The following is a 23,939-nucleotide window of genomic DNA, read 5'->3' as shown; positions in this document are numbered from 1 at the left end:
AAAAGGGATTGGGAAACTTTTTGAGTAAACGTCAAGAGTGTTATAGGTTTTTTAAGGCAAGCTTGATTATCTCTTCAACGTTTGCATTTGGATGATTATTACAAATTCTAGTAATAATTTTACCCGATTGTTTTCTGGTGTAGCCTAAAGTTTCCAGAGCCGACAAAGCTTCTTCCTTATGAACATGACTTGGAGACTGAAGAATTTCGGTTAAAGCTTCTGTATTTTGCATCTTGTCTTTAAGATCCAGAATGACCCGCTGAGCCGTTTTTTTACCAATGCCTTTAACGCTTTGTATGGTCTCTGTATCTTCTGTAGAAATCGCTTCAATGACCTGCTCCGGAGTAAGCGATGACAACATCACTCTTGCCGTACTGGCCCCGATTCCGGAAACAGAAAGCAGCTGCCTGAACACTAAGCGCTCTGCTTTATCTACGAACCCAAAAAGCGTGTGCGAATCTTCCTTGACCTGAAGATGCGTGTAAACAGTAATCAATTCTTCATCTTTTAAACGAGAAAAGGTATGAAGTGAAATATTCACTTCATACCCTATCCCGTTGCAATCTATAACGATATGGGTTGGATTTTTTTCTAAAAGTTTCCCTCGAAGCTGAGTAATCATCTTAACTTAAATTTAGGAATCAAATGTAACAAAATTAACTCAGGAAGAGGAAGGATACCTCCTGTTAAAACCTTCGACAATCCAAACAGCTTTAAAGCGTTTTCCTCTTGCTTTTTTGCTGCGCATCTACCACTGCAACAGCAGACATATTTACCATCTCATCCACACTTGCCCCAAGTTGAAAAACATGTGCAGGTTTATTGAGTCCCATTAAAATTGGTCCTATGGATCCTGCGCTGTTCAACTCTTTCAATAATTTATAGGTGCTGTTTGCAGAATCAAGATTTGGGTAAATAAGCGTATTGACTTTTTTTCCATTCAATTTTGAAAACGGAAATTTATCCATTCTCATTTTTTTATTCAGGGCAAAATCCACCTGCAATTCTCCATCTACTGCAATTTCAGGGAAATTTTTATGTAAATAGTCTACCGCCTCTTTCACTTTGGAGGCATTGGGATTTTTGGAAGACCCAAAATTGGAATAGGATGCCATCGCAATTACCGGTTCTATACCAAACATCTTTACGGTTTTGGCAGTCATCTGTGCAATTTTAGCCAGCATTGTAGAATCCGGGTTTATATTGATGGAGGTATCACTAATAAAGATTGGACCGCGTTTGGTATTCATCAAATTGGTGGCTGCCACACAGGTAACTCCGCTTTCTTTCCCTATCAACTCCAAAATGGGTTTCAGAACAGAAGGATAAGCCCTGGAGTATCCAGATAACATCGCATCTGCATCCCCGTTCTCAACCATCATCGCTGCATAGTAATTTCGCTCTCTTATCAGTTTTTTGGCGTCGTAAAAGGTTACTCCTTTCCGGCTTCTCTTCTTCCATAAAGCCTCTGCGTACAGATACCTTTGCTCCTTTTCTTCATCAGACTTTGGGTCGATGATTAAGATATCCTCTCCCTCAAATTCGATCTCATGCATGAGTTCTAAAATAACATCCCTTCGTCCAAGAAGAATGGGGGTTGCTATTTTTTCATCATACACCTGCTGAGCAGCTTTGAGTACATCCAAATGATCCGCCTCTGCATACACAATGCGTTTTGGATTTTGCTTAGCACGGTTGGTGAGAAGTCTTGTGATTTTATCTTCACTACCCATTCTCTCCAGAAGGTCTTCTTTGTAAGCCTCCCAGTCTTCGATAGGATTTTGTGCCACTCCGGACTCCATCGCAGCTTTGGCCACAGCAGGAGGGATTTCGGCAATAAGACGAGGATCGAAAGGCTTTGGAATGATGTAATCTCTGCCGAAGTTGAGCCGGGTTTCTGCATAAGCGATATTCACCTGCTCAGGAACCGGTTCTTTTGCCAGTCTGGCCAGCGCTTTTACAGCGGCCATTTTCATTTCTTCATTGATCTGAGTCGCTCTTACATCGAGTGCTCCTCTGAAAATATAAGGAAAGCCCAGAACGTTATTCACCTGGTTGGGATAGTCTGTTCTTCCGGTAGCCATAATGACATCATCGCGAGTTTCCAAAGCTAAATCGTAATCGATTTCAGGGTCTGGATTGGCCATCGCAAATACGATAGGATTGTCTGCCATCTTAGAAAGCATCTCTGGCTTAAGCACACCGCCCACAGAAAGACCAAGGAATACATCAGTATTCTCTATAGCTTCAGACAAAGTCTCAACGCTTCTTGAGGTAGCGAATTCAGTTTGCTTTTCAGACAGGTCATCTCTTTTTTCATTGATGATTCCTGAGCTGTCAAACATCAGGATGTTCTCTTTTTTCACACCAAGCAAAACGTAAAGCTTGGTACAGGCAATGGCTGCAGAGCCTGCACCGGAAACCACAACCTGTACCTCACCAATTTTCTTATCGGCAAGTTCTAAAGCGTTAAGAAGCGCTGCTGCAGAGATAATTGCCGTCCCGTGCTGGTCATCATGCATCACGGGAATTGGCAATTCCGCTTTGAGACGCTCTTCGATTTCGAAAGCTTCAGGAGCTTTGATATCTTCCAGGTTTATCCCTCCAAAAGTGGGAGCTATATTTTTGACCGTTGCTATAAATTCGTCAATATTTTTGGTATCAACTTCAATATCAAACACATCGATGTCTGCAAAGATTTTAAAAAGCAGGGCTTTTCCTTCCATCACGGGTTTTGAGGCCTCTGCTCCTATATCTCCAAGACCTAAAACAGCGGTCCCATTGGATATTACCGCCACAAGATTCCCTTTGTTGGTATATTTATAAGCATTTTGCTTATCCTTTTCGATTTCTTTACACGGCTCTGCAACGCCTGGAGAATAAGCAAGCCCTAAATCCCGCTGTGAGCTGTGTTTTTTGGTGGGTACAACTTCAATTTTTCCTGGCCTCGGTTTGGCATGATATACTAAGGCTTCTCTTCGTTTTCTTGGTGAACTCATAATTATATGGTTACAGCTAAAGCAAAATTTGCTTTAGCCATTTTATAAAAACAAAGGTAAGCCTTAAGAGTTATTTTGAAACAAATCCTAACTGATATTAGGATTGAAAGTTGAATACTGACAGCTTCCTGAATACAGGTTGAGCTTAATTACAACTTAGTCAACCGAAAAGATTAAAGATTAACACTATAGTATTCAGAGGTTTATATCGACTTGATATAATTGATGTTTCGTTTTAAACCTTCAAATTTCGTTCGCTTGACCGCAGATTTTCTGAAAATGTCATTGAAAACATCTTTGGTGATTTCTTCCCAGTCTTTTTTGTCGTAGCTAAGCAAACTCGGATGAGGATTGAATAAGGGTTCGTTGTGGGCTTTGCTAAAACGGTTCCAGGGACATACATCCTGGCAGATATCACAGCCAAACATCCAGTCTTCAAATTTATCCTCGTAGCCCGTGGGAATTTCGTTTTTCAATTCTATGGTGAAATAAGAAATACACTTACTGCCATCTACTTTATAAGGTTCGTAAATGGCATCCGTTGGGCAGGCATCTATACATTTGGTACATGTCCCACAGTGGTCTGTTACCGGTGTATCGGTTTCCAGTTCGATATCCAAAATCAATTCAGCAATAAAGTAAAACGAACCAGTTTGTTTGGATAACAAATTAGAGTGTTTTCCCACCCAGCCCAGTCCGCTTTTGGCAGCCCAGGCTTTTTCCAAAACAGGCGCAGAATCCACAAAAGCACGTCCGCCTATTTCCCCGATTTCGGCATTGAGGGTATGCATCAGTTCCTTCAGTTTGGACTTGATGACGTGGTGATAATCTCTGCCGTAAGCATATTTGCTGATTTTATAGGTATCCTCCCGTTGGGTTTCTGCAGGAAAGTAATTGTACAGCAGGGAAATCACACTTTTGGAACCTTCTACAAGCTTGGTAGGGTCCAGTCGCTTGTCGAAGTGATTTTCCATATACTGCATCTCGCCGTGAGCATTCTGCTTCAGCCAGTCTTCCAGTCGCGGCGCTTCTTCTTCCAGAAATTCGGCCTTGGATATACCACAGGATAAAAACCCCAGGCGTTCCGCTTCAGCTTTAATGAGTTTGCTATAGGTTTCTTTTGGTGTGATAAATCAGCGTTTTGAGAATGTTACAAAGGCATTTTTAGGCTTCAGGCTTATCAGAGGCTGAATTTCGATTTCAGGTTTCACCTCTTCAATCCTATAGGTTTTTAAAAGGCGATGAATGGCCAAAGTGATTTCATACATCGCAAAATTGTTGCCAATACACTTGCGCGGTCCTGCTCCAAAGGGAAAATAAAAATCACTTACACTCCTGGACTCGGCGAAGCGCTCCGGCCTAAACTCAGTTGGGTTGGTCCAGTTTTCTCCATTTCTATGAATCTGATGCACGGAGAAGAGCAAGTTGGTATGCTTAGGGATTTCAAAGCCTTTAAAGACATCGTCTTCGATGTTTTGCCGGTCTATAAAATACACGGGCGGAAATAAACGCATGGACTCTTCAATCACATGCTGCGTATACTGGCTTTCCTTTAGGATATCAAAATTAGATGAGCCTTCTAAGCTTTTGATTTCTGTCACCAGCTTATCCTGAACCTCCTGTTTTTGACCAATAAGCTGAATCGTAAACGACAGCGCATTGGAGGTGGTTTCATGTCCTGCTATAAACAGAATGAGAATTTCATCGATCAGTTGTTCTTCGCTCATTTTAGAACCGTCTTCATACCTTAAAGCCATCAGCATATCCAAAAGGTCTTTCCCTTCCTGGTCAGCGTTTTCCCTCCTTTTGATGATACCAGAAAGCAAATCTCTCGCTTCCTGGCTTAGGTTCAAATTACGACGGAGTTCACCGCTCAAGCTAAACCACCACTTTTTATAAGGCTGTCTTAATTCCTTGACCAGCATTTTTTGAGTTTCCTCGGTTATAAACTGTAATCTTGAAATTTCTTCTGAATTTATAGCGTCACTGAACAGGCTTTTCACCACCACTTTAAAGGCCAGATCATTGAAGACTGGGAAAATATCGATGGTTTTATTCACTTCAATTCTTTCGAGTTCTTTATCAATAGCCTCCACCATGAAATCGAGGAGTGTATATAAGTTCTTTCTATGAAAAGCCGGCTGAATCAATTTCCGTTGGAATTTCCAGTCTTCTCCTTCTGAAGTCAGCAAACCATGTCCCACATATTTTGCCAGATCCTTGGTTTGAATTTCCGTTTTTCTGAAGTTCTTCTGATGATCTCTTAGGGCATAAATCGCAAATTCCGGATCTCTTGAAAACACCACCGAGTTTCCAAAACCCAAATTCAGTCGAAAGGTATCACCAAGGGCTTCAAAGTTTCTGTGATGAAAAGGCAGGGGATTCTTTAAAATGCTGCCTGCATGTTTAAAAAACTCTATAAAAGGAACTTCGGGAAGCTGTTTAAGACTTGACATATCGATGGATTAAAATAAGCCACCCTGCTTGCTTTCTCTAAGCTTTCCAAGGTGTTTATAGGCAGAGTCGGTGACTTCTCTGCCGCGTGGAGTTCTGTTGATAAAGCCTTTCTGAATCAAAAAAGGTTCGTAAACTTCCTCAATGGTTTCTGCATTTTCGCTCAACGCAGTAGATAAGGTTGACAGTCCTACCGGACCTCCTTTGAATTTGTCGATGATGGTGAGCAGGATTTTATTGTCCATATCGTCCAGACCAAAAGCATCAACATTTAAAGCCTTAAGACTGTATTTGGAAATCTCCATATCGATTTTCCCATTGCCTTTTATCTGAGCGAAATCTCTAACTCTTCTCAGCAAAGCATTCGCAATTCTGGGAGTTCCGCGACTTCTGCCTGCAATTTCGATGGCAGCATCATTGGTAATGGACACACCAAGTATAGATGCGCTTCTAAGCACAATGTCGCTTAGGAGTTCGGTTGAATAATATTCGAGTCGACTGGAAATCCCGAACCTGGCCCGCATGGGTGCTGTAAGTAAACCTGAGCGCGTTGTAGCCCCCACCAGGGTAAACGGATTTAAATGGATTTCCACACTTCTGGCATTGGGACCAGACTCAATCATGATATCGATCTTGAAGTCTTCCATAGCAGAGTACAGGTACTCTTCCACCACGGAGCTTAGTCTATGAATCTCATCGATAAACAGCACGTCTCGTGGTTCCAGATTGGTCAGTAATCCTGCGAGATCACCGGGTTTATCGATGACCGGACCAGAAGTGATTTTGATACCGGTCTGTAATTCGTTGGCCAGGATATGGGCTAAGGTTGTTTTTCCAAGTCCCGGAGGCCCATGAAAAAGGGTATGATCCAGCGCTTCCCCACGTAAATTGGCCGCTTTCACAAAAACCTGAAGGTTTTCTAACACATGAGACTGACCTGCAAAATCATCAAAAGAAAGGGGCCTTAAAGCTCTTTCAACTTCCTGATCCTGATTTGAGAGGTTATCCCCGGTAGCGTCTAAATTTTCATTCATAACACAAAGATAAATAAAAAAGCCCCCAGGAGTTTGATTCTTGGAGGCTTCTCAGTGTATAATTATACATTATTCATTTAACTCTTCTTCGTTCTCTTGAATAGGAACGTTTTGTGGTACAAAGTCCTGTCCTGGAATAACGTACTCTGTTTCGTCTTTATTCATTTTACTGTAATCGTAAGGCCATCTGTACACTTTTGGAATTTCACCCGGCCAGTTTCCGTGAATGTGTTTCACAGGGGTAGTCCACTCAAGCGTATTCGACTTCCATGGGTTTTGTTCAGCTTTCTTTCCGTAGAAAATGGAATGAATGAAATTGTATACAAAGAACAATTGTGCTGAAGCTGTGATAAAGGCAAAGACGGAGATTAAAATATTCGTATCGGCCAAATCGTCGAAATATGGAAATTCTGTAAATTTATAGTAACGTCTAGGCAAGCCTGCCATACCGATAAAGTGCATCGGGAAAAAGATTCCGTAAGCACCAACGGCTGTAATCCAAAAGTGAATATAACCCAGGTTTTTATTCATCATCCTTCCGAACATTTTCGGGAACCAGTGGTAAACACCCGCCAGCAAACCATAGAGTGCAGATATACCCATCACTAAGTGAAAGTGAGCAATCACAAAGTACGTATCGTGAACGTTGATATCTAAGGTGCTATCGCCCAGAATGATACCGGTTAGACCCCCGGTTACGAAGGTAGAAACCAAACCGATAGAAAACAGCATCGCCGGGTTAAGCTGCAAATTACCCTTCCAAAGCGTGGTGATGTAGTTAAATGCTTTAACACCGGATGGAATTGCAATTAATAAGGTTGTAAATGTAAACACCGAACCTAAGAAAGGATTCATACCGGACACGAACATGTGGTGACCCCAAACGACTGTCGATAAGAAAGCAATGGCTAAAATAGAAGCGATCATAGCTCTGTAACCAAAAATAGGTTTTCTCGAGTTGGTGGCAATAATTTCTGAGGTGATACCCAGTGCAGGAAGTAAAACAATATAAACTTCCGGGTGACCTAAAAACCAGAATAAGTGTTCGTACAATACTGGCGAACCTCCTTGATAGGATAATACTTCGCCCTGGATGTATATGTCACTTAAGAAGAAAGACGTTCCAAAACTTCTGTCCATCAGCAATAATAAACCCGCTGCCAATAAAACCGGGAAGGATACTACACCAATGATAGCTGTAACAAAGAACGCCCAGATGGTAAGCGGAAGTCTAGTCATAGACATGCCCTCTGTCCTTAGGTTAAGCACCGTTACTATATAATTAAGGGAACCTAGCAAAGAAGATGCTATAAATATAGTGATAGCTACCAGCCATAAGGTCATACCAAGTCCGGAACCTCCAATAGCCTGTGGCAATGCACTTAAAGGCGGATACACAGTCCAACCGGCTGAGGCAGGTCCTGCTTCCACGAAAAATGAACTGACAATGACAATGGATGAGATAAAAAACAGCCAGTAAGAAATCATGTTCATAAAACCTGAAGCCATATCTCTTGCACCAATTTGCAGAGGAATAAGCAGGTTACTAAATGTACCGCTAAGTCCGGCGGTTAACACATAAAATACCATGATGGTACCGTGAATTGTAGAAAGTGCCAAATAGATACTCGGATCCATGACACCACCCTCACCAAATTTACCCAATAGGACTTCATAAATCCAAAAGGATTCGTTTGGCCAGGCCAGCTGTAGTCTCATCAGCATGGACATGGATATCCCAATAACCCCCATGATGAGTCCGGTTATTAAGTATTGCTTAGCGATCATCTTGTGATCGGTACTGAAGATGTACTTTTCTATGAAAGTGGGCTCATGATGACCTTCCTCGTGTGCATGATCGTTAGCAAGTGGTTGTGCAGCTACTGACATATATTCTTATTTATTTTTTATAATTAATTTTGGGCTGTTAATTCTCCAAACGACTGTTGTTCTTCTATCCACTTCTGATATTCCTCTTCGGTTTCAACAACAATTTTCATCTGCATGTTGTAGTGGGATACACCACATATTTTATTACACAACAAGTAATATTCAAATTCATATTCTTTTTCGTCCGGGCCTAAATTATCGTTGTTTCGGCGAATTTCGTTGATATTTCTAACTTTTTCAACCATGTATTCGCTATTTCGGATTTCTTTAGAAGTTGTTGTAGGGGTGAAACCGAACTGTGTAATCATACCCGGAACAACATTCATCTGGGATCTGAAAAACGGAAAATAAGCCGAGTGAAGAACATCCTGAGATCTAAACTTGAATAAAACAGGTCTGCCAACAGGCAAGTGAAGTTCAGTGGTGATGATGTCATCCTGAGCATAAGGGTCGGATTCATTAAGACCCAACTGGTTAACGCCTTCAATAAATCTTACGTTGGCTTCACCCAGTGTTCGGTCCTCTCCGGAGTATCTTGCTCTCCAGTCGAATTGGTAAGCATAGATTTCAACCACCAGAGTTTCATCGGTTTCTTCGACATTCATGATTTCAGACCAGCTAAACAAGCCATAAATGATCAAGGCTGCAAGCGTGATAACCGGAATAATGGTCCAGATGAATTCGAGTTTATCGTTATCTGCATAGAAAAGCGCTTTTCTTCCTTTTTGCCCACGATACTTATAAGAAAACCAGTGAATTAGAAACTGGATAATCACCTGAACAAACATGATAAGGCCTAGTGAGATAAAGAATAGCTGATCATATTCAGCGGCATGATCAGAAGCTCCTGGTGCGTAAAATTTACTCAGTTCCCAGAAGGAGTAAATCATCAATCCGTAGAGGAAAACAATAAACACCAAAAACAATTTACCCTGCTTTTCATTGTCTTTGTTAGTTGCTATTTGTGAGTCATCACTTTCTACAGGCTGAGATAATTTGAAGATTTTTGAAATCTGCCAAATCGTAATTCCCAATAAAGCGGCGACAAGAATTATAAGTAATGCGATCATCTTCTATCTTTCTTTTAAATATTTTTAATAGTGATATTGTTTACTTTCTTCTAGGAAAGCGCTGTGTTTGACAGTAAGCGGAGCTTTAGCCAGTGCATTGAACACTGTAAAGATAAATATTCCGGAAATAAGCAATATAGAACTGATTTCAGGAATACCGATACTCCAAGATTCTCCAACGGTTCCAGGCATTATCATCACAAAGAAATTGAGGTAATTTCCAACTAAAATGATGATACCCGCAAAAACAACAATCCAGTTGATTCGTTTAAAATCTGAATTGATAAGTATCAGCATAGGTAATGCCCAGTTTAAAATAACAGTTCCGAAGAACAAGACAGGGTAATCCTGAAGCCTCGCGGCATAGTAAGTTACTTCTTCAGGAATGTTGGAATACCATATCAATAGAAATTGTGAAAACCATAGGTAAGCCCAGAAAATAGAGAAACCCATCATGAATTTTGCTAAATCATGAATATGGCTGTTATTCACGTACTCTAAGTAGCCTTTACCTTTCAGATAAATAGTTACCAGCGCAATGGTTGTTACAGCAGAGACCAAAATGCTAGCCAGAACAAACCAGCCAAATAAGGTACTAAACCAGTGCGTGTCTATACTCATGATCCAGTCCCAGGACATCATAGATTCAGTGACGATGAAAAAGACAAGGAAACCAGCCGATAGCTTGAAGTTACGCTTATGAAGGCTCAGATCGAAACCTTCGTCCATCTTTCTGGAGTTTTTGATAATCAGTTTCGAAAATAAAACCCAGCCGATGATATAAATGGCAGCTCTTATCAGAAAGAAAGGCGTATTGAGGTATGCGGTTTTATTTTGGATGATCTCATCGTGGGCGACAACTTCCGGATCCATCCAGACAAAAAGGTGGTTAAGGTGTAAACTGGAAAGTACCAGCAATAAGTAAACAAGGATACCCCCGGGTACTAAATAGGAAGCAATGCCCTCCATAACTCTGAATAATACGGGAGACCAACCTGCCTGAGCAGCATTCTGAAGGGCATAGAATACAAATACACCCAAAGAAATCAGAAAAATAAATAGAGCCGGGACATAAAGTGCCGCCCAGGGTTTATTGTGTAACTGATGGTATACATGCTCCGCATGTTCATCTGCATGAGCGTCTTCTGAAGCGTGGTCGTCACCTACCATGGCAACACTTTCACCCCCGTGCGATGCACTCTCGGCATGAAGCATTTCTTTGACCTCTTCCACAGAAGATGGAGCATTGATGAAACTTACAACTAAACCAATAGCCCCTATAATGATAAGGATTAAAGAGAATAATTTTATTTTATTTGACATTGTGTACATAATATCTCAGCTATGTATTATAATTAGTTTTACTCTGATTCTGTTTGAAATTCTCTTGGATCCTTACCTTCAAGTTCTGCCTTCAATTGCATGACGTAGTGATCTACCATCCATAATTCTTCATTGTTCATTTGGGAAGCATAAGAGCCCATGGTATTTATGCCATACCACATGACGTGATACACACTGCCTTCTGTTATGGCTCGACCCTGGTCATCATAACTCGGCACACCAAGAATCTTTTCACGCTCTACCAAATAGCCTTTTCCTTTACCATTTTCACCATGACAAATCGCACAGTAAATATTGTAAAGCTCTTTTCCTTTAACTAAATTTTCTTCAGTGTAAGGAAGCGGATTCTCTAACTCTGCTTTCGCTTCGTTGTAGCCTTCTGTATCATCCTCATACTCATAGGGCGTAAATCCTCTGGATATAGTCCCGTCAGCTATCAATAAAGCTTCCTGCTCCTGAGGGAAGATTTCGTATTCCCCGTAAGTATCGTAAGGAACAGAAACATACATATTTGGAAAATACTGGTAGTTACGCTCTGTTTTATCGGAACAGGAGATAAAAGCAAGGCTAAAAGCTACAAGTACTATGGTAAACAAACTTTTCATAAATTTATTTATTATCTATTAATTTAATTTCAGAGGCTCCGTTTTCATGAAGTACTTCTGCAATCGCTTGCACATTGTTTTCATTAACTGAAATTTCCATCAAAAACTTATCATCGGTAGTTCTCACATCTGGGTTTTCAGCTTCTTTAAAAGGCCAGAGTTTACTTCTCATATAGAAGGTGATTACCATAAGGTGAGCAGCAAAGAAAACCGTCATTTCAAACATAATCGGAACAAAAGCCGGCATGTTTTCCAAGTAACTGAAACTTGGTTTACCTCCGATGTTTTGGGGCCAGTCCTCGATCATAATAAAATTCATCATCCAGGTCGCTACCGATAGACCTACCAATCCATAAAGGAAAGAGGTAATCGCTAGTCGGGTATGTGGCAGCCCCATGGCCTTGTCCAGTCCGTGAACGGGAAAAGGACAAAACACCTCGTCAATACTATGTTTTTTCTCACGCAAAGCTTTAACGGCTTGCATCAATATATCATCGTCTGTAAATATCGCATGTAAAACTTTTGATGCCATTATGAGTTCGATTTTGAATTAAACTGTGCTGAAAAATCTGGTAAAGGCTCTTGCTCGGGTTCATCATACAGCTTCGCATGCTCACCTTTTTCAGCTCTTATCTTTTTATATTTTTCTCCGGAAGACTTAAGAATGGACTTCACTTCTGCCTGGGCAATCACCGGGAATGTTCTGGCGTATAATAAGAATAACACGAAGAAAAAGCCGATAGTTCCTATGAAGATACCTATATCCACAAATGTTGGGGAGAACATCGTCCATGCCGATGGCATATAATCTCTGTGAAGAGAAGTCACGATAATAACAAAACGTTCAAACCACATTCCAATATTTACAACGATCGAAATAAAGAAAGAGAACATAATGCTTCTTCTCAATTTCGGGAACCACATGAACTGTGGTGAGAACACATTACAGGTCATCATTGCCCAGTAAGCCCATGCATAAGGACCGGTAGCCCTGTTCAAGAAGGCATACTGTTCATACTCAACTCCGGAATACCAGGCCATAAATAATTCGGTAATATAAGCGACACCTACAATGGATCCCGTAATCATGATCACGATATTCATCAGTTCGATGTGCTGAATCGTGATATAATTCTCAAGACTGGATACTTTTCTCATAATGATAAGAAGCGTGTTCACCATGGCAAATCCTGAAAACACAGCTCCTGCCACAAAGTAAGGAGGGAATATCGTAGTGTGCCATCCGGGAATGACAGAGGTCGCAAAGTCAAAAGATACGATGGTGTGTACAGAAAGTACAAGTGGAGTTGCCAAACCGGCAAGTACCAGTGAAACTTCCTCAAAACGCTGCCAGTCTTTAGCTCTTCCACTCCATCCAAAAGATAAAATCCCGTAGATGTGTTTTTGAAAGGGTTTGACAGCTCTGTCTCGTATCATCGCAAAATCAGGAAGCAAACCTGTCCACCAGAATACCAGGGAGACAGAAAGGTAAGTCGAGATCGCGAACACGTCCCAAAGCAAGGGAGAGTTAAAGTTTACCCATAAGGAACCAAACTGGTTTGGTATGGGTAACACCCAGTAAGCCAGCCAGGGACGCCCCATGTGAATAATTGGGAAAAGACCCGCCTGGATAACAGAGAAAATAGTCATGGCCTCCGCGGAGCGGTTAATAGCCATTCTCCATTTTTGTCTGAATAGTAAAAGTACCGCAGAAATAAGTGTCCCTGCGTGACCAATACCTACCCACCATACAAAGTTGGTAATATCCCAGGCCCAGCCTACGGTCTTGTTAAGACCCCAGACACCGATCCCTTCGGATACGGTATAAATTATACAGCCTAAACCCCATAAAAAGGCGATGAGTGCTATTGAAAAGACAACCCACCATGATTTATTTGCCTTCCCTTCTACAGGTCTGACCACGTCCAATGTAACGTCATGGTAAGACTTATCTCCTGTAACTAAGGGCTTTCTAATAGGCGATTCGTAATGAGACATAATTTATTATGAATTTATTCTTAGTTAGTTGATTATGCTTCTGTTGTGTTTCGAACTTTAGTATGATACATCACATTAGGCTTAGTTCCTAAGTACTCAAGCAAGTGATACATTCTATCATCCTGTGTTTTCTTATACACAACACTCTCTTTGTCGTTGATATCTCCAAACTGAATAGCACCATTATCACAGGCAGAAGAACAGGCTGTTTTAAATTCGCCATCTTCTATAACTCTTCCTTCACGCTTGGCATCAAGAATTGTTTTTTGAGTCATTTGGATACACATGGAACATTTTTCCATGACACCACGAGACCTTACAGTCACATCCGGGTTCAAGACCATTCGACCTAAATCGTTATTCATGTGGTAATCAAACTCATCGTTTTGATTGTATAAGAACCAGTTGAATCGTCTTACTTTATAAGGACAGTTATTCGCACAGTACCTTGTACCAACACAACGGTTATAGGTCATGTGATTTTGACCCTGGCGTCCGTGAGCTGAAGCAGCAACCGGACAAACCGTCTCACATGGCGCATGATTACAATGCTGACACATGACGGGCTGGAAGATAACCTGCACATCGCCTTCTGACGCACTTTCAAGGTCACCATAGGTGCCAATAGCACTATCTAAGCCTGAAATATCATTCTTAAGCTCATAATCTTCCTGAATGGTGTCTTCTGAAGAATAATAACGGTCAATTCTTAACCAGTGCATGTCCCTGCTCTTACGGATTTCACTTTTTCCAACTACAGGAACATTGTTCTCACTGTGACAGGCAATAACACAGGCACCACAACCAGTACAGGCATTAAGGTCTATAGACAGATTGAAATGATGCCCGATAGAACGGTCAAATTCATCCCATAAATCCACGTCGGGACTGGTAACCTCAACTTCCTGATGGTTTAGTGAAACCTCGGGAGTTGCATTCCAATAGTGCTTGTCTTTGGTATTGAAAATCTCCAAAGTGGTTTCCTTTACAATATCTCTTCTTCCCATCATGGTATGCTGAAGCTGCACACAGGCAAACTCATGCACACCACTCACCTTTTCGAGACGCACTGTTTGGTGAGCATCAAAATTCTGGTACAATGGAAACGCATTGACACCAACCTGCATTTCTTCTTGGATAGCGTCGGTTTTACCGTAACCTAAAGCAATTCCGATAGAACCTGGAGCTTGTCCGGGCTGAATGATAACAGGTAATTTTTCTAATTTTTTATCGCCTACAGATACCATGACGTAATCTCCGTTCAAAGCGCCATTGGCGACATTGGAGTTCTCTAAACCTAAGGCCTGTGCATCGGTTTGAGACACGGTAACATAGTTATCCCAGGAAGTTCTGGTAATAGGATCTGGCATTTCCTGCAACCATGGATTGTTAGCATAAGAACCATCACCCATAGAAATCTTGGTATATAAGGTCAGTTCCAGTCCTTCCGAATCACTCTGAGAAACCAGTTTTTTAGCTCCTGCAGCAATATCTATATCAGGAACATCAGAAGCTTGTGGCAGGTCCATATCATAAACATAACTTCCGTCGTGAAGCGATTTATTCCAGGATAAGCCTTCGTAAGTCGACTTGAAGTTTGCTTTTACGTACTCGTAGTATTTTGTAGAATTCCCGTTCAATTTCAACAAACAGTCCTCGAACTGTCTGGTATTAAACAGAGGTTTGATGGTAGGCTGCATCAGACTAAAGTCCTTTTTGGCAAACCTTACATCTCCCCAGGATTCCAGGTAATGCGGTGTGGCAGCAATGTATTTACAAAGCTTAGCCGTTTCGTCTTTCTTCATGGAAAAACTCACGGTGGTGTCCACATTAGCCAAAGCAGCAGTAAACTCATCCGCATTTGGCAGAGCGTAAGCTGGATTTGCACCGGCAATCATCAAAGCGCCGACATTTCCGGCGTTCATGTCAGAAATCAAGGTCTGGATTTTGGAATTTTGACCCTGACGAATCAAGCGAGGGTTTCCAGTATCCATAACCTTGCTCGATAATTTTTCGTTGATTTCTAAAGCCATAGCCTGAGCTTCAACAGAATCTAAGCCTGTTACGAAAATAGCTCCGCCTGAAGCTTTGGATTTCAAGCTTGAAACCGCCTTATCAACCTGAGTTTGAAGCGCGGTGCTTAGATTCGTTGTTGCAACTTTACCAAGGATTTGATTATAAAATTCAACCACGATTTGTTTTTGCAAAGAAGGCTTAACCGAAACTCTTTTATCTGCATTTGCACCAGTCAAAGTCATGTTGGCTTCAAACTGGACGTGGCGGGACATTTTTCCGTTCTTCGGAACTCTGCTTTTGCTGTAACCAGAATCAAAAGCACCACCCTGCCAGTCTGCAAGGAAATCTGCGCCTACAGAAACAATCATCTCCGATTGGGAAAAGTCGTAGTTAGGAAGCGCTCTGTAACCATACTTAGCAGCAAAAGCATCGACAGCAGCTTCATCAGAAACCGTATCGTATACAACATGAACTACATTAGGATAGTTCTCCTGAAATTCTTTGATAAGCTTTTCAGTAGATGGCGATGCAAAGGTATGGGTTAGAAGATAGGTTTTCTTATCTGCTTTAGCTTTTAAGTCCGCTTCCAAAGACGTGAAGAACTCTGTCCAGGTCACATCTCTGTTTTCGATCTGTGGATTCTGAAGACGTTTGATGTCATATAAATCCAAAACCGAACCGTAAACTCTGGCCTTACCCGCAGAAAGTCCAGTCGCTTCTTTATTATTTTCAATCTTGATCGGGCGTCCTTCTCTTGTTTTTACAAGAACACTTGCAAAATCAAACCCATTGGCAATGGTTGTGGCGTAATAATCTGCAACACCCGGCACAATGCGCTCTGGCTGGACAACATAAGGAATAGATTTGATAACGGGACCTTCACAGGCTGCCAAGGATGCAGCAGCTGTACTAAACCCAACATACTTTAGGAAATCTCTACGCGAAGTTTGAGAACCCTCTAACTTTTCCTTATCACCCAAAAACTCATCTGCAGGAATATGTTCTGCAAATTCACTTTGTTCAAGCGCTTCAACCAAAGGACTGTTTTCCTTAAGCTGCTCGGCACTTTTCCAATATTTCTTTTCTGATGACATATTGAACTTTAATTTTTCTAAATTAATATTAATAATGACACTTTCCGCATTCCAAACCACCCATATCGGCGACAGTAAATTCTTCTACACCATACTTCTCGGAAAGCTCTTCATGAATTTTTTCGTAATACGCGTTATCTCCAACCTGGATTTTAGATTCCCGGTGACAGTTGATACACCAGCCCATAGTTAACGGAGCATACTGTTTTTGAATTTCATAGGTTTCTACCGGACCATGACAAGTCTGACATTCAATTCCAGCAACACTAACGTGCTGAGAGTGGTTGAAGTAAGCGAAATCAGGTAAATTATGAATTCGGATCCATTTTACCGGTTTGGTTTCTCCGGTATAGGATTGCGTAGAGGTATCCCAGCCTGTGGCTTCGTAAAGCTTTTGAATTTCTGCATTATAATCAACACCATACTCCTTTTTACCTTCAGCCTGAGTTTCCTCTGCAACCTCGGCAATCTGCTTGTGGCAGTTCATACACACGTTAAGCGACGGAATACCAGAATGCTTGGACACCCTTGCCGAAGAGTGACAGTACTTACATTCAATTTGGTTTTCCCCGGCGTGTATTCTGTGGGAATAATGAATTGGCTGAATTGGCGCATAACCCTGGTCGACTCCAACCTGCATCAGGAAGCCGTAACCTCCCCAGGCCACCGCCAGTAACAAGAATATAACAGCGACAAAAATCAAAAATTGATTTTCAGCAAATGCTACCCAAATAGGCTTGCCTTTGGGTTTGTCCGCTCTGATAGGAATTCCGTTAGCCTCAGCAAAACGGTTAAGGGTTTTATTAACCAGGTAAAGTATAACCGAAAGCACAAGTAAAACCACGGCTAAAAGTCCGAGTACAATTTCTGTAGAAATCCCGGCTCCACCCTGAGTTTCTGCTCCAGCCGGAGCAGCGACAGCGACTTTTGGTTCTGGTTTAGGCTCCTCAACATAAGCCAAAATATCATTGATATCCTGATTGCTCAACTGAGGAAAAGCATTCATAGCTACTTTATTCCACTCATTGTAAAGCTCAACAGCCTGGTTGTCACCAGATTTTATAAGCTCCTGACTATTCTTAATCCATTCATACAACCAATCCATCTCTCTTCGCTCGGTCACTCGGTGAAGAGAAGGACCCGTAGCATTCTTGTAGCGCTTGTGGCAAGCCGCACAAAGTGAATTAAACAATTCTTTTCCCTTTGCAGGATCTGAATTCAAAACTACCTCAGGCACATAAGACCCATAACCACTACTTTCTCCCTCTGCCGTATCCTGAGCAAAAGTTAAAAACGTAAAAAGCAAAAGAGAAACCAGAAGGAAATGTTTCAGAATAAATGGGCGTTCCATCGACTTTTTCATATAATATTTATTAACCTATTTCAATGTGATACCCATAAAAACGTACGATTAGGCATCAAAAAAATTGACAACAAAAGTAACACTTAAAGAACGTTTCTGGAATACCTACATATGTTAAATGGCAATTTATAATCTTTCTAAATTACAATTTAAAGCCTTTATTTTACGTTTAACTGTACATTTGCTTCAAAACCAACATGATGTTAAAAAAATTATTTATTCTTAGTTTCCTTATTCTCTTTTCGACGCTGTCTGGTTGGGCTCAAAAGCTCAGTGCAGGCGAACTCAACACGATTGATAAACTCATCGCGGTTAAACATGATTTGGAATCCAATAATGAACTTAAAACGACTTATAAACTTCAAATTTTTTCCGGCTCCTTAGAGGAAGCAGAAGAAAATCAACAAAAACTTGAATCCTTGCAACTTGAGCTTACTTCAAAAATCATTTACCAGACTCCAAACTACAAGGTCTGGGTTGGTAGTTTCAGAAACCGAATACAGGCAGACCGAGCTTATCAAAAAATAAAATCTGAATACCCAAACACCCTCATTATTCGTCCCGGGAAATAAAAGCTGATGTTATGGAAACTCAACCTGGCAGAGAATAGATTTTATTACAAATAAAGTGAAAAAGTCCGGTAAGGTTTTGATCACCGATGAGACTAAGATTAAATGAAAACACCTGTAGCCCTATTAATTTTCTCAAGATCTGTAGAAGCTGAATGTAGTTTCAAGGGTTTTGCCGGCAATCAGCTTTTTTTTCAAAGTCAGGAAAATCGACTTAAAAAACTCTGTTCCAAAACAGGGCTTGATGTTTTCAATCATGACGAGCACCAACAACAGGGAAACACCTTCGGCGAGCGTTTTTGCAGTTCGCTTTCTTCGGTATTTTCAAAAGGATATGACAAGGTCATCGTCATAGGTAATGACTGCCCCCAGTTAAAATACAAACACCTTCAGTCTGGAATAGATGCGCTCCATTCTGACAAGGCCTGTTTGGGTAAATCCTTTGATGGCGGATTCTACCTGCTGGCCATTCAAAAAAAGTATTTCAATCAGTCTGACTTTTTAAATTTAAGCTGGAATACATCAAATGTAAGTTCAGAAGTTATTCAATTGCTGAGCACCAAAGTTGAAGTCAGTTTTACTCCTACTTTAAAGGATATCGACAATCAGTCTGACTTCAAAGGTTTGCTTAATTTCTCAAAACAACTCTACACCGATGTTATTTTGATATTAAAAACCATGCATAAATCTTTAGATTTTGGTTTTCAAAGTCCTTCTTTGTATATCAAAAACATCATTTCTGGGTCTTGCCTCAACAAAGCTCCTCCCCTGCTTTCCAGAGTTTAAGACACAGCAACATAAGATTTAAAATTTCACATAACCCCTGGCTATTGCCTCAAATTTCATACTATGGCAGATTCATATTACGACCCTAAAGACCTCAGAAAATTTCCGAAAATCACAGACTGGAATCAGGAACTGGGCGACAAATTTTTCGAATACTACGGTAAAGTTTTTGAAAAAGGAGCGCTTTCTGAACGCGAAAAATCACTGATTGCTCTTGCCGTTTCTCATGTGGTGAAGTGTCCGTATTGCATTGACGCTTACACCCAGGACGGACTCCAACGCGGCATTACCAAAGAAGAAATGATGGAGGCTGTACACGCCGGAGCCGCAATTGAGTCAGGCGCCACTTTGGTTCACGCGACGCAAATGATGAAAAAATACGACAAGTTAAGTCATTAAAACACGGACTTAGATCGTGATTTAAACCTTTAAAATTAATAAACCATGGCAACGAAATCTCTGCTTGCAAGAAAGAAACTGATGGCTAAGGCTGAAGAGCAACTCAAGTTCCTGTCCAACGGCATTTTCAAAGATGAACTTCCCACCTTCAGGCAACAGTTGGAAAAGATCGAAGATTTCCCGCTAAAACCCAAGGCACTGGAAATCCTACAGCTCAATCTGGGCTATATGTGCAACCAGGTTTGCGAGCATTGTCACGTAGATGCAGGACCGGACAGGAAAGAGATCATGACCAGAGAAACCATGCAGCAATGCCTGGAGGTGATTAAAACCACCAGGGCACATACTTTGGATCTGACCGGAGGTGCTCCCGAAATGAATCCCAATTTCAGGTGGTTTGTGGAAGAAGCGGCCAAACTTGGTGTCAAGGATTTTATCGTCAGGTCCAATCTCACCATCATACGAGCAAATAAAAAGTATTATGACCTGCCTGAATTTTTCAAAAAACACAATGTTCATGTCGTGAGTTCCATGCCCCACTGGACCAAAGGAAAAACCGATAAGCAGCGAGGGAGCGGTGTTTTTGATAAATCTATAAAAGCGCTGCAGGATCTGAATGCCATAGGCTATGGTTTACCCGGTTCTCCCCTTAAACTGGATTTGGTGTACAACCCCTCCGGCGCGTTTTTACCTTCCAATCAGGAGGCTTTGGAACAGGATTTCAAAAAGGCGCTCAAGGAAGATTTCGGCATTGACTTCAACAGTTTGTTTACCATCACCAATTTGCCCATCTCCAGATATCTGGACTACCTCATCGCCTCAGATAATTATGAGGATTACATGTACAAACTGGTAGAGGCCTACAATCCTGCTGCGGTCAAAAATGTAATGTGCAGGAATACGCTTTCTGTAAGCTGGGATGGCTGGCTTTATGACTGTGACTTCAATCAAATGCTGGAAATGAAAGTTGAAAGTCCGGTTCAACATATCAAAGACTATAACGAAGAGCAACTGCAGGAGAGATCTATATGTGTCTCACAGCACTGCTACGGATGTACGGCTGGCGCTGGAAGCTCCTGCCAGGGGAGTGTGGTTTAAAACAAATTAAACAGTAAAAAATGAGTTATTTAAAAACGACTTACAACGTCTATAAAGATGCAGCACTTACGCCGGATGTGGGGTTATGCTGCACAACAAATCCAATCTGGGAATTACCAGGACTTAAGATTCCCAAGATCATGCAGGAAATGAATTATGGATGCGGAAGCACCGTTCATGCCAGGGACCTTTCCAACAATCCTAAACTGCTTTATGTAGGCGTTGGTGGCGGCATGGAACTACTGCAGTTTGCTTATTTCAATCGCCAGAAAGATGGAGTGATAGGCGTAGATATGGTAGATGAAATGCTGGAGGCTTCCAGAAAAAACTTCAAAGAAGCAGAGCAAATGAATCCCTGGTTCAAGAGTGATTTTGTGGCCCTCAAAAAAGGAGATGCACTTCATCTTCCTGTAGACGATGAGAGCATAGATGTCGCTGCTCAAAATTGCCTTTTTAATATATTCAAAGCAGAAGACCTGAAGAAAGCCATCCAAGAAATGTACCGGGTGCTGAAACCCAATGGCAAACTGGTCATGAGCGATCCTACCTGCGAGCAGGACATGAATGACAGGCTGAGAAATGACGACAGACTGAGAGCACTTTGCCTAAGCGGAAGTTTGGCTTTGGCTGATTATGTAAAAGCCCTTACAGATGCCGGTTTTGGAACCGTTGAGATACGAGCCAGAAAACCTTATCGTATCCTGGATCCCAAACACTACCCAACCGATGAACTGATTTATATAGAGTCGGTAGAAGTAGCTGCTATCAAAGATCCTATGCCCGATGACGGCCCCTGTATTTTTACGGGAAAAGCAGCGATATATTATGGCGACAAACCTTTTTTCGACGATCATAAAGGCCACATTTTATTACAAAACCAGCCTCTGGCTATTTGTGACAAAACCGCAAAAGCCTTATCCGATTTGGGAAGGGATGATATTTTTATAAGCGACTCTACCTTTCATTACGATGGCGGCGGATGCTGTTAAAAAAAAGCGCGATATGATTAATCTGTACACAGATTCGGAACAAGCGACTACCTTTGAAGGTCAACTCTTGAATTTGAATTAAATGAAAATCAAGTTAATCTTACTTGCTTTTTTAGGCCCCTGTCTTGCTTTTTCACAAAGCATAGACCAGGCGATTGAAAAGTACAATTCACATACGGTAGACTACATCAGTGTTGAAGACCTGGTGGAGCTTAAGGACTCCATCCCAAATCTGAAATTATTAGATACACGACAGCCCTCAGAATACAGTATAAGTCATCTTCAGGATGCTATTTTTGCGGGATACGAGGATTTCAAGCTTAAAACCATTGAGGATAAAATAGACCCGGAAGATACGATTGTGGTCTATTGCTCCATAGGGGTGCGTTCTGAAGATATTGGGGAACGTCTTCAAAAGGCGGGTTACAAACATGTTTTCAATCTTTACGGAGGCCTTTTTGAATGGGTTAATACCGGTAAAGAGGTATATGATCAAAAGGGAAATCCAACCGATAAAGTACATGCCTATGACCTGTTCTGGAGCAAGTATTTGAAGAAAGGTCAAAAGGTGTACTGATGGAAAATCTGGTTATTGTTTTTGCTAAAAACCCGGAACTTGGTAAGTGCAAAACGCGCTTAGCCAAAAGTATCGGGGATGAAAATGCTCTGGAAGTTTACAAGACCCTGATCCGGCACACCGCCAAAACCATAGGAAACACGAGTGTAAGTCGTGCCGTATTTTATTCAGAAGAACTTCAGAACAGGGACCTGTGGGACGATGCCTTATTTCAAAAGCAGGTCCAGAGCAAAGGACATCTGGGAGAAAAAATGCAGGCCGCTTTTGCGTGGGGTTTTGCTCAAGGCTATGCCAAAATTTGTATCGTCGGCAGTGATTTGCCGATGCTGGAAACCTCAGATATCGTCAAAGCCTTTCAGCACTTGGAACACAAGGATTTGGTGTTCGGACCGGCAAATGACGGAGGCTATTACCTCATGGGCATGTCCGGATTTCATAAGAACGCCTTTTTAAAAAAGGCCTGGAGCACCGAAACTGTTTTGCAAAAAACCCTGGAAGATTTAGAGGGATTAAGCCTTGCTTTTCTCGAAACCAAAACCGATATTGATACCCTTGAAGACCTTGCTAAACACCCGGAGTATCATCGTTATATTCCGGCTCACATGTTAAGACATTTATCTAAAGACCTATGAAAGAAAGACTCCGTAAAACAGTAAGTTACCTGGAAGAAAAGGGATTTATGAATCCGGAAATCGGTATCATTCTCGGCACCGGGCTGGGAAAGCTGATTGATCAGATCGACATCGAAAAAGAGATAAGCTATAATCATATTCCGCATTTTCCTACCGCCACGGTAGAATTTCACCAGGGCAAATTCATCTTTGGAAATCTGGCCGGGAAAAAAGTGGTGGTGATGCAGGGGCGTTTTCACTTTTACGAAGGCTATTCTCTTCAGGACATCACCTACCCTGTTCGCATCATGAAAGAACTGGGCATCAAAAAACTCCTGGTTTCCAATGCTGCAGGAGCCATTAATAAAACCTATAAGAAAGGAGATTTGATGCTTATCGACGACCACATCAACCTGCAGGGCGGTTCGCCCCTGGCCTTTAAGGGGGTTTCACAATTTGGGGAGCGTTTCGTAGACATGCTGGCACCTTACGACAAGGAGATGAATGCAAAGTTTAAGGAGATTGCCAGGAAAAACGACATCACTCTACACGAAGGGGTGTATGCTTCAGTGGTGGGACCTCAGCTGGAAACCCGGGCCGAATACCGCTATTTGAAAATCATTGGGGCCGATGCCGTGGGCATGAGCACCGTTCCAGAAATTATTGTGGCCAACCATCTCAAGCTGCCCGTTTCGGCTATTTCGGTGTTGACCGACGAATGTGATCCTGATCATTTACAACCCGTAAATATAGAAGAGATTATCGCTATTGCCAACAAAGCAGAACCCAAGTTAGTCAAACTCTTTTCGAGTTTAATTGAGACCCTTTAGGGGTTTTACGAGCTTGTCTGCAAAAGCAAGCAGGCTTCTAGTAACCCAAATAAAAGAGACCCGTGAGGTTTTGAAGACCTCACAGGTCTTATGAATAGGTGACTTGCAAAACTAATGTTCACTTCATCAAAGGTTTTAAGTTTGCAGCATTCAGCTGACAATCATTAAAACAAACTATCTGTTATTTTGTGCTTAAACTTTCAGCTCTAACGC

21 protein-coding genes are annotated in these 23,939 nt (G+C 41.6%); 8 read left to right on the top strand and 13 right to left on the bottom strand.

What is annotated here, in order from left to right:
* Positions 1-40 precede the first annotated feature (40 nt).
* The 13 genes from ruvA to G3567_RS10395 form a co-directional block, all read right to left on the bottom strand.
* On the bottom strand, positions 41-622 hold the full coding sequence (gene ruvA / locus G3567_RS10455) for a Holliday junction branch migration protein RuvA (protein WP_164005276.1): 582 nt from the start codon (positions 620-622) through the stop codon (positions 41-43).
* 91 nt (positions 623-713) lie between these two features.
* A complete protein-coding gene (locus G3567_RS10450; RefSeq protein ID WP_164005275.1) occupies positions 714-2,999 on the bottom strand; it encodes an NADP-dependent malic enzyme in 2,286 nt (761 codons plus the stop codon).
* 203 nt (positions 3,000-3,202) lie between these two features.
* Entirely contained in the window at positions 3,203-4,129 is a 927-nt protein-coding gene (gene queG / locus G3567_RS10445) for a tRNA epoxyqueuosine(34) reductase QueG (RefSeq protein WP_164005360.1), read from the bottom strand.
* A gap of 3 nt (positions 4,130-4,132) precedes the next feature.
* The gene (locus G3567_RS10440; protein WP_164005274.1) at positions 4,133-5,455 is read right to left on the bottom strand and encodes a cytochrome P450; all 1,323 of its coding nucleotides are present in this window, start codon (positions 5,453-5,455) and stop codon (positions 4,133-4,135) included.
* A 9-nt stretch (positions 5,456-5,464) separates the two neighbouring features.
* Positions 5,465-6,487 (bottom strand): Holliday junction branch migration DNA helicase RuvB, encoded by a 1,023-nt coding sequence (ruvB, locus tag G3567_RS10435; RefSeq protein ID WP_164005273.1) that lies wholly within the window; start codon positions 6,485-6,487, stop codon positions 5,465-5,467.
* A gap of 69 nt (positions 6,488-6,556) precedes the next feature.
* A complete protein-coding gene (locus tag G3567_RS10430; protein ID WP_164005272.1) occupies positions 6,557-8,377 on the bottom strand; it encodes a cytochrome c oxidase subunit I in 1,821 nt (606 codons plus the stop codon).
* A 23-nt stretch (positions 8,378-8,400) separates the two neighbouring features.
* Entirely contained in the window at positions 8,401-9,447 is a 1,047-nt protein-coding gene (locus tag G3567_RS10425; RefSeq protein WP_164005271.1) for a cytochrome c oxidase subunit II, read from the bottom strand.
* Between the two features lie 24 nt (positions 9,448-9,471).
* Positions 9,472-10,779, bottom strand: coding sequence for a quinol:cytochrome C oxidoreductase (locus G3567_RS10420; RefSeq protein ID WP_164005270.1), 1,308 nt, complete (start codon positions 10,777-10,779; stop codon positions 9,472-9,474).
* Positions 10,780-10,808: 29 nt separating this feature from the next.
* Complete coding sequence (locus tag G3567_RS10415; protein WP_164005269.1) at positions 10,809-11,396, bottom strand: c-type cytochrome; 588 nt, start codon at positions 11,394-11,396, stop codon at positions 10,809-10,811.
* 4 nt (positions 11,397-11,400) lie between these two features.
* Positions 11,401-11,928 carry a DUF3341 domain-containing protein gene (locus G3567_RS10410; RefSeq protein WP_164005268.1) on the bottom strand — a complete coding sequence of 176 codons (528 nt, stop codon included), beginning with the start codon at positions 11,926-11,928 and terminating at the stop codon, positions 11,401-11,403.
* Positions 11,928-13,394, bottom strand: coding sequence for an NrfD/PsrC family molybdoenzyme membrane anchor subunit (gene nrfD, locus G3567_RS10405; RefSeq protein ID WP_164005267.1), 1,467 nt, complete (start codon positions 13,392-13,394; stop codon positions 11,928-11,930). Before nrfD ends, G3567_RS10410 begins: the two co-directional genes overlap by 1 nt.
* Before the next feature lie 32 nt (positions 13,395-13,426).
* Entirely contained in the window at positions 13,427-16,504 is a 3,078-nt protein-coding gene (locus G3567_RS10400; protein WP_164005266.1) for a TAT-variant-translocated molybdopterin oxidoreductase, read from the bottom strand.
* Between the two features lie 28 nt (positions 16,505-16,532).
* Positions 16,533-17,867 (bottom strand): c-type cytochrome, encoded by a 1,335-nt coding sequence (locus G3567_RS10395; protein ID WP_164005265.1) that lies wholly within the window; start codon positions 17,865-17,867, stop codon positions 16,533-16,535.
* 197 nt (positions 17,868-18,064) lie between these two features.
* Here G3567_RS10395 and G3567_RS10390 point away from each other — a divergent pair, with 197 nt between their 5' ends.
* The 8 genes from G3567_RS10390 to G3567_RS10355 all read left to right on the top strand — a co-directional run bounded on the left by G3567_RS10390 (position 18,065) and on the right by G3567_RS10355 (position 23,726).
* Positions 18,065-18,439 carry an SPOR domain-containing protein gene (locus G3567_RS10390; RefSeq protein ID WP_164005264.1) on the top strand — a complete coding sequence of 125 codons (375 nt, stop codon included), beginning with the start codon at positions 18,065-18,067 and terminating at the stop codon, positions 18,437-18,439.
* Positions 18,440-18,541: 102 nt separating this feature from the next.
* Positions 18,542-19,222, top strand: coding sequence for a TIGR04282 family arsenosugar biosynthesis glycosyltransferase (locus G3567_RS10385; protein WP_164005263.1), 681 nt, complete (start codon positions 18,542-18,544; stop codon positions 19,220-19,222).
* A 63-nt stretch (positions 19,223-19,285) separates the two neighbouring features.
* Entirely contained in the window at positions 19,286-19,621 is a 336-nt protein-coding gene (locus G3567_RS10380) for an arsenosugar biosynthesis-associated peroxidase-like protein (protein ID WP_093365162.1), read from the top strand.
* Positions 19,622-19,666: 45 nt separating this feature from the next.
* Positions 19,667-20,719 carry an arsenosugar biosynthesis radical SAM (seleno)protein ArsS gene (arsS, locus tag G3567_RS10375; protein WP_164005262.1) on the top strand — a complete coding sequence of 351 codons (1,053 nt, stop codon included), beginning with the start codon at positions 19,667-19,669 and terminating at the stop codon, positions 20,717-20,719.
* A gap of 20 nt (positions 20,720-20,739) precedes the next feature.
* Positions 20,740-21,708, top strand: a complete 969-nt coding sequence (gene arsM / locus G3567_RS10370) for an arsenosugar biosynthesis arsenite methyltransferase ArsM (RefSeq protein ID WP_164005261.1) — start codon at positions 20,740-20,742, stop codon at positions 21,706-21,708.
* Positions 21,709-21,790: 82 nt separating this feature from the next.
* The gene (locus G3567_RS10365) at positions 21,791-22,285 is read left to right on the top strand and encodes a rhodanese-like domain-containing protein (RefSeq protein WP_164005260.1); all 495 of its coding nucleotides are present in this window, start codon (positions 21,791-21,793) and stop codon (positions 22,283-22,285) included.
* Positions 22,285-22,917, top strand: a complete 633-nt coding sequence (locus G3567_RS10360; RefSeq protein ID WP_164005259.1) for a TIGR04282 family arsenosugar biosynthesis glycosyltransferase — start codon at positions 22,285-22,287, stop codon at positions 22,915-22,917. The genes G3567_RS10365 and G3567_RS10360 overlap by 1 nt, the downstream gene beginning before the upstream one ends.
* Positions 22,914-23,726: a purine-nucleoside phosphorylase gene (locus tag G3567_RS10355; protein WP_164005258.1), complete on the top strand. Its 813-nt coding sequence runs from the start codon at positions 22,914-22,916 to the stop codon at positions 23,724-23,726. Before G3567_RS10360 ends, G3567_RS10355 begins: the two co-directional genes overlap by 4 nt.
* The last annotated feature ends 213 nt before the right edge of the window (positions 23,727-23,939 follow it).

The organism is Psychroflexus aurantiacus, assembly GCF_010820555.1.
In the GTDB taxonomy this organism is placed as follows: Bacteria; Bacteroidota; Bacteroidia; order Flavobacteriales; family Flavobacteriaceae; genus Psychroflexus; species Psychroflexus aurantiacus.
The sequence above is the reverse complement of the archived record's forward strand: the minus strand, read 5'-3'. Positions and strand labels throughout refer to the sequence as shown.

What these genes read in the sequence shown, in the direction of transcription:
- G3567_RS10400 (WP_164005266.1), bottom strand. Translation starts at nt 16,504, where the DNA reads ATGTCATCAGAAAAGAAATATTGGAAAAGTGCCGAGCAGCTTAAGGAA.
- G3567_RS10395 (WP_164005265.1), bottom strand. Translation starts at nt 17,867, where the DNA reads ATGAAAAAGTCGATGGAACGCCCATTTATTCTGAAACATTTCCTTCTG.
- arsM (WP_164005261.1), top strand. Translation starts at nt 20,740, where the DNA reads ATGAGTTATTTAAAAACGACTTACAACGTCTATAAAGATGCAGCACTT.
- G3567_RS10450 (WP_164005275.1), bottom strand. Translation starts at nt 2,999, where the DNA reads ATGAGTTCACCAAGAAAACGAAGAGAAGCCTTAGTATATCATGCCAAA.
- G3567_RS10385 (WP_164005263.1), top strand. Translation starts at nt 18,542, where the DNA reads ATGAAAACACCTGTAGCCCTATTAATTTTCTCAAGATCTGTAGAAGCT.
- G3567_RS10440 (WP_164005274.1), bottom strand. Translation starts at nt 5,455, where the DNA reads ATGTCAAGTCTTAAACAGCTTCCCGAAGTTCCTTTTATAGAGTTTTTT.
- arsS (WP_164005262.1), top strand. Translation starts at nt 19,667, where the DNA reads ATGGCAACGAAATCTCTGCTTGCAAGAAAGAAACTGATGGCTAAGGCT.
- G3567_RS10415 (WP_164005269.1), bottom strand. Translation starts at nt 11,396, where the DNA reads ATGAAAAGTTTGTTTACCATAGTACTTGTAGCTTTTAGCCTTGCTTTT.
- G3567_RS10380 (WP_093365162.1), top strand. Translation starts at nt 19,286, where the DNA reads ATGGCAGATTCATATTACGACCCTAAAGACCTCAGAAAATTTCCGAAA.
- G3567_RS10425 (WP_164005271.1), bottom strand. Translation starts at nt 9,447, where the DNA reads ATGATCGCATTACTTATAATTCTTGTCGCCGCTTTATTGGGAATTACG.
- G3567_RS10420 (WP_164005270.1), bottom strand. Translation starts at nt 10,779, where the DNA reads ATGTACACAATGTCAAATAAAATAAAATTATTCTCTTTAATCCTTATC.
- G3567_RS10365 (WP_164005260.1), top strand. Translation starts at nt 21,791, where the DNA reads ATGAAAATCAAGTTAATCTTACTTGCTTTTTTAGGCCCCTGTCTTGCT.
- G3567_RS10390 (WP_164005264.1), top strand. Translation starts at nt 18,065, where the DNA reads ATGATGTTAAAAAAATTATTTATTCTTAGTTTCCTTATTCTCTTTTCG.
- G3567_RS10360 (WP_164005259.1), top strand. Translation starts at nt 22,285, where the DNA reads ATGGAAAATCTGGTTATTGTTTTTGCTAAAAACCCGGAACTTGGTAAG.
- ruvB (WP_164005273.1), bottom strand. Translation starts at nt 6,487, where the DNA reads ATGAATGAAAATTTAGACGCTACCGGGGATAACCTCTCAAATCAGGAT.
- G3567_RS10355 (WP_164005258.1), top strand. Translation starts at nt 22,914, where the DNA reads ATGAAAGAAAGACTCCGTAAAACAGTAAGTTACCTGGAAGAAAAGGGA.
- ruvA (WP_164005276.1), bottom strand. Translation starts at nt 622, where the DNA reads ATGATTACTCAGCTTCGAGGGAAACTTTTAGAAAAAAATCCAACCCAT.
- G3567_RS10430 (WP_164005272.1), bottom strand. Translation starts at nt 8,377, where the DNA reads ATGTCAGTAGCTGCACAACCACTTGCTAACGATCATGCACACGAGGAA.
- nrfD (WP_164005267.1), bottom strand. Translation starts at nt 13,394, where the DNA reads ATGTCTCATTACGAATCGCCTATTAGAAAGCCCTTAGTTACAGGAGAT.
- G3567_RS10410 (WP_164005268.1), bottom strand. Translation starts at nt 11,928, where the DNA reads ATGGCATCAAAAGTTTTACATGCGATATTTACAGACGATGATATATTG.